This is a genomic window from Alkalibacterium pelagium, from assembly GCF_900109325.1.
Lineage (GTDB): Bacteria > Bacillota > Bacilli > Lactobacillales > Carnobacteriaceae_A > Alkalibacterium > Alkalibacterium pelagium.
Genome location: NZ_FNZU01000012.1, coordinates 54,869 through 68,602 on the forward strand (window position 1 = coordinate 54,869; position 13,734 = coordinate 68,602).

The 13,734-nt window shown below is 37.2% G+C and carries 12 protein-coding genes, 1 other RNA gene and 3 pseudogenes; 11 read left to right on the plus strand and 5 right to left on the minus strand.

Features of this window, described 5'->3' with window-relative positions; translation table 11 throughout:
- The first annotated feature begins 88 nt into the window (after nucleotides 1–88).
- Nucleotides 89–453: a transfer-messenger RNA gene (gene ssrA, locus BMX79_RS09755) on the plus strand.
- A 297-nt stretch (nucleotides 454–750) separates the two neighbouring features.
- On the opposite strand, the gene BMX79_RS09760 is transcribed toward ssrA, so the two are convergent.
- The 4 genes and pseudogenes from BMX79_RS09760 to BMX79_RS09770 all read right to left on the minus strand — a co-directional run bounded on the left by BMX79_RS09760 (nucleotide 751) and on the right by BMX79_RS09770 (nucleotide 4,218).
- A complete protein-coding gene (locus tag BMX79_RS09760) occupies nucleotides 751–2,946 on the minus strand; it encodes a heavy metal translocating P-type ATPase (protein ID WP_246117682.1) in 2,196 nt (731 codons plus the stop codon).
- 60 nt (nucleotides 2,947–3,006) lie between these two features.
- Nucleotides 3,007–3,201 (minus strand): annotated as a pseudogene (locus tag BMX79_RS12855) (cation transporter); the annotation flags it as partial.
- Nucleotides 3,202–3,227: 26 nt separating this feature from the next.
- A complete protein-coding gene (locus BMX79_RS09765; protein WP_091482153.1) occupies nucleotides 3,228–3,839 on the minus strand; it encodes a CadD family cadmium resistance transporter in 612 nt (203 codons plus the stop codon).
- A 16-nt stretch (nucleotides 3,840–3,855) separates the two neighbouring features.
- On the minus strand, nucleotides 3,856–4,218 hold the full coding sequence (locus BMX79_RS09770) for an ArsR/SmtB family transcription factor (protein ID WP_091482155.1): 363 nt from the start codon (nucleotides 4,216–4,218) through the stop codon (nucleotides 3,856–3,858).
- A gap of 175 nt (nucleotides 4,219–4,393) precedes the next feature.
- Between BMX79_RS09770 and BMX79_RS09775 the strand changes: the two are divergent.
- From BMX79_RS09775 to BMX79_RS09800, 7 genes and pseudogenes are all read left to right on the plus strand, one after another.
- A pseudogene (locus tag BMX79_RS09775) lies at nucleotides 4,394–5,122 on the plus strand (FAD-dependent oxidoreductase); the annotation flags it as partial.
- Between the two features lie 343 nt (nucleotides 5,123–5,465).
- Nucleotides 5,466–5,867, plus strand: coding sequence for a mercury resistance transcriptional regulator MerR (gene merR / locus BMX79_RS09780; protein ID WP_091482157.1), 402 nt, complete (start codon nucleotides 5,466–5,468; stop codon nucleotides 5,865–5,867).
- Between the two features lie 13 nt (nucleotides 5,868–5,880).
- On the plus strand, nucleotides 5,881–6,102 hold the full coding sequence (gene merF / locus BMX79_RS09785; protein WP_039671352.1) for a mercury resistance system transport protein MerF: 222 nt from the start codon (nucleotides 5,881–5,883) through the stop codon (nucleotides 6,100–6,102).
- A 306-nt stretch (nucleotides 6,103–6,408) separates the two neighbouring features.
- Nucleotides 6,409–6,564, plus strand: coding sequence for a lipoprotein (locus BMX79_RS12535; protein ID WP_002360746.1), 156 nt, complete (start codon nucleotides 6,409–6,411; stop codon nucleotides 6,562–6,564).
- A 15-nt stretch (nucleotides 6,565–6,579) separates the two neighbouring features.
- Nucleotides 6,580–6,732: pseudogene (locus tag BMX79_RS12815) on the plus strand (heavy-metal-associated domain-containing protein); the annotation flags it as partial.
- Between the two features lie 32 nt (nucleotides 6,733–6,764).
- The gene (gene merA, locus BMX79_RS09795) at nucleotides 6,765–8,405 is read left to right on the plus strand and encodes a mercury(II) reductase (protein WP_091482159.1); all 1,641 of its coding nucleotides are present in this window, start codon (nucleotides 6,765–6,767) and stop codon (nucleotides 8,403–8,405) included.
- 241 nt (nucleotides 8,406–8,646) lie between these two features.
- A complete protein-coding gene (locus BMX79_RS09800; protein WP_091482164.1) occupies nucleotides 8,647–9,969 on the plus strand; it encodes an ISL3 family transposase in 1,323 nt (440 codons plus the stop codon).
- Between the two features lie 34 nt (nucleotides 9,970–10,003).
- On the opposite strand, the gene BMX79_RS09805 is transcribed toward BMX79_RS09800, so the two are convergent.
- Nucleotides 10,004–10,582, minus strand: coding sequence for a rhodanese-like domain-containing protein (locus BMX79_RS09805; protein WP_091482166.1), 579 nt, complete (start codon nucleotides 10,580–10,582; stop codon nucleotides 10,004–10,006).
- A 357-nt stretch (nucleotides 10,583–10,939) separates the two neighbouring features.
- Here BMX79_RS09805 and arsA point away from each other — a divergent pair, with 357 nt between their 5' ends.
- Genes arsA through arsD form a run of 3 tightly spaced genes read left to right on the plus strand, consistent with a single transcriptional unit; the run spans nucleotide 10,940 to nucleotide 13,352 of the window.
- Nucleotides 10,940–12,679 carry an arsenical pump-driving ATPase gene (gene arsA, locus BMX79_RS09810; protein WP_091482169.1) on the plus strand — a complete coding sequence of 580 codons (1,740 nt, stop codon included), beginning with the start codon at nucleotides 10,940–10,942 and terminating at the stop codon, nucleotides 12,677–12,679.
- An 18-nt stretch (nucleotides 12,680–12,697) separates the two neighbouring features.
- Nucleotides 12,698–13,039, plus strand: coding sequence for an ArsR/SmtB family transcription factor (locus BMX79_RS09815; protein ID WP_091482171.1), 342 nt, complete (start codon nucleotides 12,698–12,700; stop codon nucleotides 13,037–13,039).
- Entirely contained in the window at nucleotides 13,017–13,352 is a 336-nt protein-coding gene (gene arsD / locus BMX79_RS09820; RefSeq protein WP_170231023.1) for an arsenite efflux transporter metallochaperone ArsD, read from the plus strand. Before BMX79_RS09815 ends, arsD begins: the two co-directional genes overlap by 23 nt.
- Nucleotides 13,353–13,734: the final 382 nt, after the last annotated feature.

The following is a 13,734-nucleotide window of genomic DNA, read 5'->3' on the forward strand; positions in this document are numbered from 1 at the left end:
TTACGAAAAGAAAGCGAACGGACTTTCTTTTTACACCGGATTATGGTATACTATTTGCAGAGCATGAGAGACAGCTCTATACTGTAACGGGGTTGTTACGGATTCGACAGGCACAGATTGAGCTTGAGTTGCGTTTCGCAGGTGACGGCTGCGTACCAACGTCACAGTTAAATTAACTGCAAACAATAACAACAATTCTTACGCTTTAGCTGCGTAAAAACAGCTTAGCGTGATCCGACCGGCATCGCCCATGTGCTCGGCACCGGGTCCTATAATAAGTGGGATACGTCTATTCTTTCCGTCTGTAAGAATAGAAAGAGATTAACAGACTAGCGGCGCATGATGCCTGTTTTACGGCTAATGCTTAGCGAAATCCAAGTAGTAAAACTATGAACGTAGATACTTGAGTGCCAATGTGCCTGGACAGGGGTTCGACTCCCCTCAACTCCATAGCAAGATGAAAGCCTCACTAGGGAACAACTTATTCCTGAGTGAGGCTTTTTTATGCTTAAAACTAAGTTTTACTAAGCATAGCGAAGAGTTTTCCAACACTTTTACGAAAGCTCTTTTGCATTTAATACTTTGTTAGCAAATGCTTAGTACAATAATTTAACTTTGAAAAAAGTTCGAATTAGTGATTCACTAGTTAATTATTTTTAAGCAAAAAAAGACGAGAGTAATGAAAGTTACATTCTCGTCCTTTGATATTTACTGTTTTATCTATTACTTAACACTTGACAGTATTATAAGTTATTTCTTTAAAACACGCATGGCGTTCAATACAGCAACAACTGTTACGCCAACATCTGCAAAAACAGCTTCCCACATCGAAGCCACACCGAGGGCACCTAAAACCAAAAATCCCCCTTTGATGGCTAGTGCGAGAATGATATTTTGCCAGACAATTTGGCGAGTATCTTTGGCCACTTGCATGGCCGTTCCAATTTTAGACGGCTTGTCGTCCATAATCACGATATCCGCCGCTTCAATGGCTGCGTCTGAGCCTAAGCCACCCATCGCAATCCCGATATCTGAACGGGCCAATACAGGCGTATCGTTGATCCCGTCGCCCACAAAAGCAACTTTTTCTTTTTTGTTTTTGCGCACCATAATTTCTTCCATTTTCTCCACTTTGTCTTGTGGAAGAAGTTCCGAGTGGATTTCATCGATGCCTAATTTACTTCCAACAGCCTCAGCGACCGCTTTTGAATCGCCCGTAAGCATAATGATATGTTCGACGCCTTTTTCTTTCATTAAGGCTATACCTTCTGCAGCGTCCTCTTTAATCGTATCGGCAATTAGAAGGTAACCAGCATAGGCTCCCTCAATCGCTAAATAGACAACCGTTCCGACTTCTTCTACTTCTTTAAAAGGAATACCATATTTAGCCATTAATTTAGCATTTCCGGCTAATATCTCTTTGCCATCAACAACCGCTTGAACACCATGGCCTGAGAGATCATTGTATTCATCAATTCGTCGTTCATCAATCTCTTTCCCGTAATGTTCTTTGATAGAAACCGCAATCGGGTGTGAAGAATGGGTTTCCGCATAAGCGGCTAGTTCTAAGAGTTCTTCATTATTGAATTCTGGTGTCGATTGAATATCGGTTATTTCAAATTCCCCTTTGGTTAAGGTTCCCGTCTTATCCATAATGACATATTTAACATCGTTTAAGCCTTCTAAGAAGTTGCCGCCTTTCACTAAGATACCTTTACGTGAAGAAGCACCAATTCCACCAAAGAAACTGACAGGAATTGAAACAACTAAGGCACAAGGACATGAAATAACAAGGAAAATAGCTGCCCGGTAAACACCATCGTTAAACGTCATTCCAGGAATAGTCAAGGGTAAAAGAACAGCTAATAAGACCGCTAAAATGACCACAATCGGCGTATAATAACGAGCAAACTTTGTAATGAATTGTTCGGTTGGTGCTTTACGACTGCTTGCATTCTCAACCAGCTCGAGAATTTTTGTCACGGTTGACTCTGAGAAGGGCTTTTCAACCACGACTTCTAGCAAGCCGATTTTGTTGATAAAACCACTTAAAACGTCGTCACCTTCTTTAACACTTCGGGGCATTGACTCACCGGTTAAAGCAGACGTATCCATAGCGGAAGAACCGACGACCACTTTCCCGTCTAAGGGCACTTTTTCGCCTGGACGTACGAGAATGGTATCGCCGACTTTAATCGATTCTGGTGAAACTTGGCGTGTACTGCCATCGGCTAACTTTATATTGGCGTAATCCGGACGAATATCCATCAAGTCTGCGATAGAGCGACGTGATTTGTTTACGGCCACATCTTGAAAAACTTCGCCCACTTGATAGAAAAGCATAACGGCTACTGCTTCGGGATATTCTTGCACATAGAAGGCAGCAAGTGTCGCAATCGTCATCAAAAAGTTTTCATCAAAGACTTGGCCATTAAAGATATTTCGAACTGCTCGCCAAATCACATCATAACCGGCCACAAGGTAAGCGACGACAAACAAACCAAAGGAAAGGGAAGGGGTAATGGGGGCAAAACTTGCCAGTAAAAGCACTGAAACGGCAAGGATTAAGCGACCGATGGTTAAATTAATTCCCCAATTTTCTGGTCTTTTGTGATTCTGTTTCTGACCCGATTTTTCTGACTGGAGACTCCTGTCTTCTCCAACTTCCTGACCTGTAGCTTTTATAAGAGGGATGATATCAGGTTCTAGTTTTTTTATTTTAGTTTTAACCGAAGAAAGAGTTTTAGCGTCATTTTCTGCCACAAGATCAAAGCTTAATGTCTGGGTCATGTAATTCACGTTACTATTTATGACTCCATCTATTTCAGCCACGCCATTCTCAATCTTGGCAGCACAATTGGCGCAATCAATTCCCTCTAATAGCCATTCATGATGGCTTTCCTCATCTTCTTTGGATTGACTTTCCAAAACAATTGCTGGGTTCATGTTAATCAATTGCCCATCTGCTTTGTTTTTTAAAGTCACGTCGGGTTCCAACTTGTTAATTTTTTCTTGTATATTGACTAAGATTAAGTTTTCTTGATCATCAGCAACCTCAAACCTCAAGGTTTCTGTCATGAAATTCACATTGCTTTCAGTGACGCCAGGAATGGAAGCCACCCCTCGCTCCACTTTAGCAGCACAATTGGCGCAGTCAATTCCTTCCAGGAGCCACTGATGCGATTTCTTCTTTTCGCTCACCGTTTTCTTCCTTTCACATACGAGCCTTATAAACCGAATAGTGTTTGAATGGTCCCGTTTTCTAGCATAATAAAGATTCCTAAACCGATAAAGACAATCGGTACAATAATTCGTTCATACTTTTCCAATGTTTCAGAGACAAACGAAATTTTTGCCAATCGATAACTGATGTAGCAAAGCACCGCAATCGATAGAGCAAAAACGACTATAGCAATGACTATTTCAGAAACAGATAGAGAGGTAAAATAAGGAATATAAATCCCTAAATTATCTCCACCGGAAGCAATTGTAATTAAAGCAACAGACCAAAACAAACGGTTGGACCCTCTGGACTCTAACTTCTCCACGACTTCCTCTTCTTCTGCTTCTTCTTCGCCGACCATAGCAACTCGGATACCTAAATAAATAGGAATGAGTCCTAGAAGCCCGATAATCCAATCTTGGGGGATAAAATTCAGCACATAAGCAGCAAATAAACTAACGGCTACCAAAATGCCTGTCCCAAGATATTGACCTAAATAAATCTGACGAAGACCTTTTTTTGTCTGACTTTGGGAAAAAATGATCAGTAAAATAAATAAATAATCGATACTGGTAGAGATATACACAGCAATTGCTGAAATAATAGTTTGTAACAAAATGATTTCCTCCAAATTAAGACGTCAAAGATAAGCTGCTTGGCATGTCTAAAACTGTACGAATAGTCGAAAGGATTTCTTCATTCGCTAACGAATAGTAGACTTCTTTTCCGTCTTTGTGTGATTTCGCCACGCCTTGATTTTTTAAATAACGCAGATGGTGTGACGTTGTAGCAATACTAGCGTCTAATACTTCGGCTAAATCACAGACACACATTTCTTTGAAGGTCTCTAAAGCATAGAATATCTTAATTCTAGAAGGATCACTAAAACATTTCCCTAACACAAGTAAATTCGACAAATCTTTATTTTCTAATTTATTTTTTACCACATCTACTTTTTCAGGATGTATGATCGTCGTTTGGCAGACTTCAGTCATTTCATTCACCTCTCATTCAAACGTCCATTTGATTATAATATAGATATTATACATTCTACATGAGGTGATAGTCAAACGATTGTTTGATTGTTTAACTATTTGATTTTCTTGCAATAATAAATCTTTTAAATTTATATAATGACTTTTAACAGAAAATTAAAATTAAAGTGGACATGTCGATTATTTAACGAGTACAACTTTATTAGAGCTAGAAGAAGTTCCAGAAAGATTGACTGTTATTGGTTCAGGTTATATTGGGCTAGAGCTCGGTCAATTATTCCACAATTTAGGTGCTGAAGTAACATTAGTACAGGGAAGTAAACAATTACTAAAAGATTATGATCCAGAAGTTTCGGCAGCAGTTGAAAAAGCCCTTCATGAACGAGGCATACAGGTTAATATTGGTATAAATTATGACCATATCGTACAAGACGGTGGTATTAAAAAACTAACACTCACTAAAAACGGTATTCAAAAAACGATTGAGTCTGACTAAGTATTAGTTGCGACTGCTCGAAGTCCGAATACAGACGCTTTAAGTTTAAGTGCAGCTAGTATTGATATAGGGGAAAACCATGAAATTTTAATGAATGAATATGGTCAGACAAGCAATAATCGGATTTATATGGCAGGAGATGTTTTCTTAGGCCCTCAGTTTGTATACGTAGCAGCATATGAAGGCAAGATTGCAGCAGATAATGCAATGGGTGGTTTAAATAAAAAGATCGATCTATCCGTTGTTCCTGGAGTAATATTTACAAATCCCGGAGTAGGTACAGTTGGGTTAACAATCGAGGATTTAACAGACACAATGGCTCCCTATTTAACGATCGTGGAAGGACTGAAACTTACAGCGCTTGGTTATAATAATGATATTTCAAAATTATCGTGTTGCGCGGGGTAAAAAAGGGTGCAACGGGAAAAGTTGATGTTCTACATGCACGTTTAAGCACTTTTTAAACGGACAATGACTTTGCAGATCCTTACAGGAACGGCAAAGCCATTTTTTTGAAAACATCTTATAATTTATTATGGGTCTTCGGAATATATAGTGGAATTACTTTTTTAATAGTTTAAAAACAACTGGTGTTTAAATCGGATTTTCTAGTGGGATGTTAGGACAATCAATAGTATTATAAAAGTATCAATCACATACGAGTGATACGTTGGGAAAAAAATAAAATAGTCCAATTTACTTGACTGTGTACTATGGTACACGGTTTATAATATTCATGGGGTGAAATAAGATGATTTACCGCATTAGTGAGTTTGCAGAAAAATGTGGCGTTAATAAAGAAACGATTAGATATTACGAGCGAAAAAATTTACTACAAGAACCTCACCGAACGGAAGCTGGTTATCGGATATATTCATATGATGACGTTAAGCGTGTTGGGTTTATTAAACGAATACAGGAACTTGGATTTTCTTTAAACGAGATTTATAAATTACTTGGTGTTGTAGATAAAGATGAAGTTCGTTGTCAAGATATGTTCGAATTTGTTTCTAAAAAACAAAAGGAAGTTCAAAAACAAATAGAGGATTTAAAACGAATTGAAACTATGTTAGACGACTTAAAACAACGATGTCCAGATGAAAAAAGTTTATATGCTTGTCCGATAATTGAAACCCTAATTGAGGAAGAATGAAAGGAATTTTGAAATGAAACATAAAAAGACCTTTATTGCAGGGCTTATAGGTACATTTTTGGTTTTGTTAGGTTGTGCTACACCTATTTTAGTTATTTTATTAGGTACGCTTGGATTAGGTGCAATAACAGGCTATTTAGATTTTGTTCTGATTCCTGTTTTAGCTGTTTTTCTTGGTTTAACTTTTTATGCTTATTCTAAATATGAAAAATCACATAAAAATAAGAAGATGTAAAAAATGAAAGAAAGAGTTGTTGCAATTGCTTCGATGTTTTCAGCTTTTTTAGCAAGTCTTTGTTGAATTGGCTTAGCGATCTTAATACCACTTGGTCTAAGTGGTTTAGCTGGAACACTTGCCGTTACGTTTGCGCCATATCGAATTTGGTTTATTGTTATCACTGTTGATATGCTTTCTTTTGCTCATTTACTTGTATGGAAACAAAAAAATAGTTCAAAGAAAACGAAGAAGTTATTATGGGTTAGTACAATCGTTTCTGGGGTAATGCTTATCTATACATTGTTCAGTCAGGGGATATAAGGCATGATGAAATATTTAATATATCTATTCATTATATTTGGATTGGTTGTTGTCCTTTCTGGGTGTGGTCAAAAAGCAGTTGAAGAAGGTTCAAAAACAAGTGAGGTTCCATCAGAAAACTTAGAATCTGTTTCGTTTAAAATAGATGGTTTTACTTGAGTATCTTGCGCTTTTACGGTGAGTTCCGCCGTTTCTAATTTAGAGGGTATTCAAGATATAGAAGTTGAAGGATCAGGAGAACCCCAACTTACATTTGATAAATCGAAAACTAGTTTAGAAGAAATTGAAGAAATAATTACTGATTTAGGGTATAAAATAAGGAAATAGGAAAATTTAAGATAAAACAGGAGGTTGAGGTAATGAATAAATTTAAGATAAATATTCAAGGAATGACTTGTACAGGTTGTGAAGAACATGTAGCAGTAGCACTTGAAAATGTGGGAGCTAAGAACATTGAAGCTAGTTTTCGTCGTGGTGAAGCAGTATTTGAATTACCCGATGATATTGGGGTGGAAAGTGCAAAAAAGGCAATTGATGAAGCAAAATACCAGCCTGGAGAAATAGAAGAAGTACAATCTGAAGAAAAAATAGTTTTAGGTGATGAGGGAGACTATGACTTACTTATCATTGGTTCTGGTGGGGCTGCTTTTTCGGCTGCGATTAAATCGGTTGAATATGGGGCAAAAGTAGCTATGATTGAGCGTGGAACCGTTGGGGGAACCTGTGTGAATATTGGTTGTGTGCCATCAAAAACACTTCTTAGAGCTGGGGAAATCAATCATTTGGCAAAAGTCAACCCATTTATAGGTTTACAAACATTTGCTGGAAAAGTGGAATTAGCTCCTTTAGTAAAGCATAAAGATGAGTTAGTAAGCGAACTTCGGAATCAAAAATATGTCAATTTAATTGATGAATATGGCTTTGAGTTAATTGAAGGTGAAGCAATATTTGTTGATGAAAATACAGTTGAAGTTAACGGGAAGAAACTTTCTGCAAAGCGTTTCTTAATTGCAACGGGCGTTTCTCCTTCCTTACCGCCGATTTCAGGACTTGAAAAAGTGGATTATCTAACAAGTACAACATTACTTGAATTAAAAACGGTACCAAAACGATTAACGGTTATTGGTTCAGGATATATCGGAATGGAATTTGGGCAATTGTTTCATAATTTAGGTTCAGAAGTCACGCTTATGCAAAGAAGTGAGCGACTTTTAAAAGAATATGATCAAGAAATTTCAGAAGCCGTAGAAAAAGCGTTAATTGAACAAGGTATTAACCTTGTAAAAGGGGCAACTTTTGAGCGTGTAGAACAAGAGGGGCAAATCAAAAAGGTTCATGTAACAGTAGATGGTAAGAAAAAAGTGGTGGAATCAGAGCAGTTACTTGTTGCAACAGGAAGAAAACCAAATACAGATGCTTTGAAATTAAGTGCCGCAGGGGTTGAAGTTGGAAAACGAAAAGAAATCCTGATAAATGACTACGCTAGGACAAGTAATGAAAAGATTTATGCTGCAGGCGATGTAACATTAGGACCTCAATTCGTTTATGTAGCAGCATATGAAGGTGGAATTGTTGCCGATAATGCGATTGGCGGATTAAATAAAAAATTAGATTTATCCGTTGTTCCTGGCGTAATTTTTACAAATCCTTCGATTGCAACGGTTGGTTTAACAGAAGAACAAGCAAAAGAGAAAGGGTATGATGTGAAGACATCTGTATTACCTTTAGATGCTGTTCCAAGAGCAATTGTAAACCGTGAAACAACCGGTGTATTTAAACTAGTAGCAGATGCAGAAACACTAAAAGTATTAGGGGTTCATATCGTATCTGAAAATGCAGGAGATGTGATATATGCGGCGACATTAGCCGTTAAGTTTGGATTAACAGTCGAGGATTTAAAAGACAGCCTTGCACCATATTTAACAATGGCAGAAGGATTAAAATTAGCTGCTCTTACCTTTGATAAGGATGTTTCGAAATTATCTTGTTGTGCAGGCTAAGGGAACTTTTTTTACAATTCCCTATTCAAGTGAACCAGCTAATACTGTACTAAAGTGTGCAGTAGTTTAGCAAAGTCTACAAAAGGATTTCATACACTATTTTGCGATCACCCATTATATAAATGCTTTAAGGGATTTTCTAAGTGCATTTGTGGTCACAAAAATAATTTAACACTGATGATTTCGACATCAAATCTATATTTGATACCTTAACACCGCAGAGTAATAAAGGATGAACAATATGTCAGACTTATTATCCCTACCAGACATTAAAACAATAGAATCACCACAAGAAAATGAAACCGATATGATGTTTAAAGTTGAAGCAGTCGGACCACCTGAACGTTGTCCTGAATGTGGTTTTGACAAGTTGTACAAACACAGTTCAAGAAATCAACTAATTATGGATTTGCCCATTCGTTTAAAGCGAGTGGGCTTACAATTGAACCGTAGACGATACAAGTGTCGTGAATGCGGATCTACCTTCTGGGAACGCCTAGTATCTGTAGATGAAAAGCGTAGTATGACCAAAAGGCTTTTAAAGTCTATTCAAGAGCAATCCATGTCTAAGACCTTTGTAGAAGTCGCAGAAAGCGTTGGCGTTGACGAGAAAACTATTAGGAACGTTTTTAAGGACTATGTGGCACTCAAAGAACGTGAATACCAGTTTGAAACTCCTAAGTGGCTTGGGATAGACGAGATACATATTATCCGAAGACCTCGGCTTGTATTGACTAATATTGAACGCAGGACTATTTATGACATCAAGCCTAACCGTAACAAGGAAACAGTCATCCAACGTCTTTCAGAAATCAGTGACAGGACTTATATTGAGTACGTCACAATGGATATGTGGAAGCCCTACAAAGACGCAGTGAACACTATCCTTCCACACGCTAAAGTGGTCGTAGATAAGTTTCATGTAGTTAGAATGGCTAATCAAGCCTTAGATAACGTCAGAAAGTCTTTGAAAGCTCATATGAGCCAAAAAGAAAGACGTACCCTTATGCGTGAAAGGTTTATCCTTCTAAAGCGTAAACACGATCTAAATGAACGTGAATCATTCCTCTTAGAGACTTGGTTAGGTAATCTTCCTGCCTTAAAAGAAGCCTATGAACTCAAAGAAGAGTTTTACTGGATATGGGATACTCCTGATTCAGATGAAGGTCGTCTTCGTTATAGTCAGTGGAGACACCGTTGTATGTCCAGTAACTCTAAAGATGCATATAAAGACCTCGTGAGAGCCGTAGACAACTGGCATGTCGAAATATTCAACTACTTTGATAAAAGGCTCACTAACGCTTATACGGAGTCAATTAACAGCATTATTAGGCAGGTAGAGCGAACGGGTAGAGGTTACTCGTTTGATGCCTTACGAGCCAAAATCCTTTTCAATGAGAAGCTCCATAAAAGGCGTAAGCCACGATTTAATTCAAGTGCTTTCAATAAAGCTATGTTACACGATAATTTCAATTGGTATGAAGTGAATGATCATAACATTACAGACAACTTTGGTGTCGATTTTTCCACACTTATTAAGAATTTGGAGAAGGGTGATTTATAAGCCCTTTTCCACCATAAAATCCGAATACCCTTTATTATTTACCAATTTCTAGAATGGCTTTCATTCCGCCTTCAATTACTTTAGGATTTAATCCTTTTGATTCAAGGAAAGAAGCCGCTGCAGTACTTCGGTTACCAGATCCGCAAAGCGTGAAAATTTGTTTGCTCGTATCCAGTGATTGATAATCATTAACTAAATCCTCAAATGGAATATTGACCAAATTCTTCTCAGGTGCTGGTCGTGTAATTTCATCTGGATGTCTGACATCAACTAAGATATAGTCATCATTTTTATTGAGAAATTCTTCAGCTGGAATAGTTCCAGTTGTTTGTAGATTTTCTTTAGGGACTTCATCTATCAAAAGATATCCATTGTTTTGAGTAAAACCTAATTCATCAGCCACCCCAGAAAGTTCTTCTAAATGAGCTTCTTCCTCAGATCCAACGATAAAAATAACGGGTTGGTTTAAATCAAGATAATAAGTGGCATACGTTTTGAAGTTCCCTGGGTTAAGATTGAGGGAATTTTTAAGATGTCCCGATTGGTAGTCGTGTTGAGTTCGAACATCAACCAGTTGTTGGTTCTTAATGTCCTCGTAAAATATTTTCTTCATTTGTAATACTCCTCCTGATAGTTAGGTATTCATTTACTATTTACCTAAAGTTGAATGAAAGGGGGGGAATAAATAAGTATCCTTCTCAAAAAAATATCCCTAATGACCTTTCAATAAAATGAAGTAAATAAAAATGATAAGATGGCTTGACTAAATATAGATAGTTATCTATATTTAGTACATAGACAACCTTCTATGTAAGTGAAGTATATGAAATTTAGTGAACTATTGCAAGTTTTTTTGTCACATAACTCGCTTTTTTACACTGTACATAGACAATCATTTATATACGTCATTGATTGTTGAAAAAAATCAATCATTTCGCCCAAATAGTTTAACAAAGGAGTGGAAAATAGAATGGAAATTTTTAACCCAAAAGAGCATATTAATACAAAGTATTTATTCTATACAGGTAAAGGTGGCGTTGGGAAAACAACGACTGCTAGCGCGACAGCTATTCAATTAGCGAATGAAGGTTTCAAAGTTGTATTAGTGAGTACAGACCCTGCCAGTAATTTACAAGATGTTTTTGAAAGAGAATTAGATGATAATGGAACAGAAATTGAAGAAATTCCTGGCTTAACAGTCGCTAACTTTGATCCTGTCAGTGCTGCAGAAGAATATAAAGAATCCATTGTGGGTCCTTATCGTGGGATTCTACCAGACGCTGCGGTACAAAATATGGAAGAACAATTAAGTGGTTCGTGTACGACAGAAGTTGCTTCTTTCGATCAGTTCGCAAAATTTTTAACGAGCCCTGATATGGCTGATCAATACGACTATATCATTTTTGATACAGCACCTACCGGCCATACATTAAGACTCTTACAATTACCTTCTGCTTGGACAAACTTCTTTGATGAAAATACAACTGGCACAAGCTGTATGGGTCAATTATCTGGTTTAGATGAAGAGAGAGAAAGTTATAGTTTGGCAGTAGAAACACTTGCTAATGCTGAAATGACAACTTTACTCCTCGTGACTCGTCCACAAGAAGGACCATTAGTCGAAGCCAATCGTGCGTCCGAAGAATTACGAGCATTAGGGGTTGAAAACCAAAAACTGATTGTGAATGGTCTTTTAGAACATCCGACAGATACGATTTCTCAAACATACTATGACATTCAACAAGAGGCTTTAAGTGAAATGCCTGAAAATCTTAAAAACTTACCTGCTTTTGAAATTCCATTAAGACCTTACAATCTTGCAAGTATCGAAAGTATCGGTTTATTATTGAGTGAAGAACAACCTGAAATCAAGCATGAAGAAGTGCAGGCTCAGGAATTCCCACGCTTACAAACTGTTATCGATGATTTATACAACACAAACAAACGAGTTGTCTTTACAATGGGTAAAGGTGGCGTAGGGAAAACAACCATTGCAGCCAGCATTGCGAAAGGTCTTGTAGAAAAAGGTAAAAAAGTGCATTTAACAACGACCGATCCTGCCGCTCACTTAAATTATATTGTGCATGAATCAGATACTCTTGGAATTAGCCATATTGATGAGAAAAAAGAGTTAGAGCTTTACCAAAATGAAGTTTTAGCTAAAGCGCGTGAATCGATGTCAGAAGAGGACTTAGCTTATGTAGAAGAAGATCTAAACTCACCTTGTACAGAAGAAATTGCGGTATTCAGAAAGTTTGCTGAAATTGTTTCGATGACGGAAGCAGATGTGGTGGTTATTGATACTGCGCCTACGGGACACACACTTTTACTTTTAGAATCTTCTCAAAGTTACGCAAAGGAAGTTGAACGGACTTCTGGAGAAATACCAGAGTCTATTACCCGACTCCTGCCTATTTTACAAGATCACAACCAAACAGAAGTGGTCATGGTGACATTACCTGAAAATACACCTGTCTATGAATCCATTCGTCTGCAAGAAGATTTAAATCGTGCAGGTATTGCACATACTTGGTGGGTGGTTAATAACAGTTTATTATCAACAGGGACTACAAATGAAACATTGTTAGCTCGTGCAAAATCGGAAGAAGAATGGATCCAACGTGTCGATGGATTATCAAATGGACATTTTGCGGTCATCGACTGGAGTCCTTTTGAGTTAAAAGATGATGTTCTTGCTACAATTGTTTAATCTCAAAGGAGAATATAAATGAATTATGAATTATTTGCTGAAAAAATGAAAGCTTTATCTGATCCAAACCGAGTAAAGATACTCGATTTACTATCCTGCGATACTTTATGTGCCTGTGATTTGCTTGAACACTTTGATTTTACTCAACCAACTCTCTCCCATCATATAAAACTATTAAGAGATGCGGATTTAATTGTTACAGAAAAAATAGGAACTTGGCATCATTATTCGGTGAATCGAGAATTATCTACCGAGATAACAGAAATCCTTCAAAGTGTTTTTTCAAGTTCTGAAAGATGTATTTGTCATACAACAATAAATGAAAAGGAAGATCAATATGAAAAAGTTAGCCATTTATGAACCTGCCCTATGCTGTAGTACTGGAGTATGTGGTCCTTCAGTAGACGAGGATTTACTACGTATTACGGGTGTGATGAAACAAGTGAAAGAAGAAGACGATGTGATGATGATCCGTTACAATCTTGCTTCCAATCCTAATTCGTTTGTACGAAATCAAAACGTCATAGACACCATGCAAAATGAAGGACAAGACTCTCTGCCAATTACTGTATTAGATGGAGACATTGTTAAAACAGGTGAATATCCAACGAATGAAAAAATTGCTGATTGGTTAGGTATTTCTTTGCAAGAAACAGAAGACTCTATAATTTAATAGAAAGATTAAAGCAATAAATTACGAAGAATATACAAAAAATCTTAAGCCTTGTCCTAACAAAACGAGGAAAGATTTTGGACATGTTATCATGCGAAAAAATGTAGCGCTGTTATATTTTAAAGGTTTTTGATTTCATACAACTGACTTTGTCCCACTATTTCAAGGTGTTAGTGAACGCAGGGATGGTTCTGCTAAAAAAATAATATCTAGCAACATGACTCAGTTAATGAAGAAACCTCAGAACAGGACATTCAAGGAATGATTCATTTATTAACATATTCAACTGATTGTGTCTGTAAAGAAAAAGAAAGTAGAGCGAAGTAAGGCAGTTTAGCCTCTGTCGTTCTTGGTCAAAAAAATTAGATTTTGGAGGAGAGTC

What these genes read in the sequence shown, in the direction of transcription:
- BMX79_RS09760 (WP_246117682.1), bottom strand. Translation starts at nt 2,946, where the DNA reads ATGAACCCAGCAATTGTTTTGGAAAGTCAATCCAAAGAAGATGAGGAA.
- BMX79_RS09770 (WP_091482155.1), bottom strand. Translation starts at nt 4,218, where the DNA reads ATGACTGAAGTCTGCCAAACGACGATCATACATCCTGAAAAAGTAGAT.
- merR (WP_091482157.1), top strand. Translation starts at nt 5,466, where the DNA reads ATGATTTACCGCATTAGTGAGTTTGCAGAAAAATGTGGCGTTAATAAA.
- merF (WP_039671352.1), top strand. Translation starts at nt 5,881, where the DNA reads ATGAAACATAAAAAGACCTTTATTGCAGGGCTTATAGGTACATTTTTG.
- BMX79_RS12535 (WP_002360746.1), top strand. Translation starts at nt 6,409, where the DNA reads ATGATGAAATATTTAATATATCTATTCATTATATTTGGATTGGTTGTT.
- merA (WP_091482159.1), top strand. Translation starts at nt 6,765, where the DNA reads ATGAATAAATTTAAGATAAATATTCAAGGAATGACTTGTACAGGTTGT.
- BMX79_RS09800 (WP_091482164.1), top strand. Translation starts at nt 8,647, where the DNA reads ATGTCAGACTTATTATCCCTACCAGACATTAAAACAATAGAATCACCA.
- BMX79_RS09805 (WP_091482166.1), bottom strand. Translation starts at nt 10,582, where the DNA reads ATGAAGAAAATATTTTACGAGGACATTAAGAACCAACAACTGGTTGAT.
- arsA (WP_091482169.1), top strand. Translation starts at nt 10,940, where the DNA reads ATGGAAATTTTTAACCCAAAAGAGCATATTAATACAAAGTATTTATTC.
- BMX79_RS09815 (WP_091482171.1), top strand. Translation starts at nt 12,698, where the DNA reads ATGAATTATGAATTATTTGCTGAAAAAATGAAAGCTTTATCTGATCCA.
- arsD (WP_170231023.1), top strand. Translation starts at nt 13,017, where the DNA reads ATGAAAAAGTTAGCCATTTATGAACCTGCCCTATGCTGTAGTACTGGA.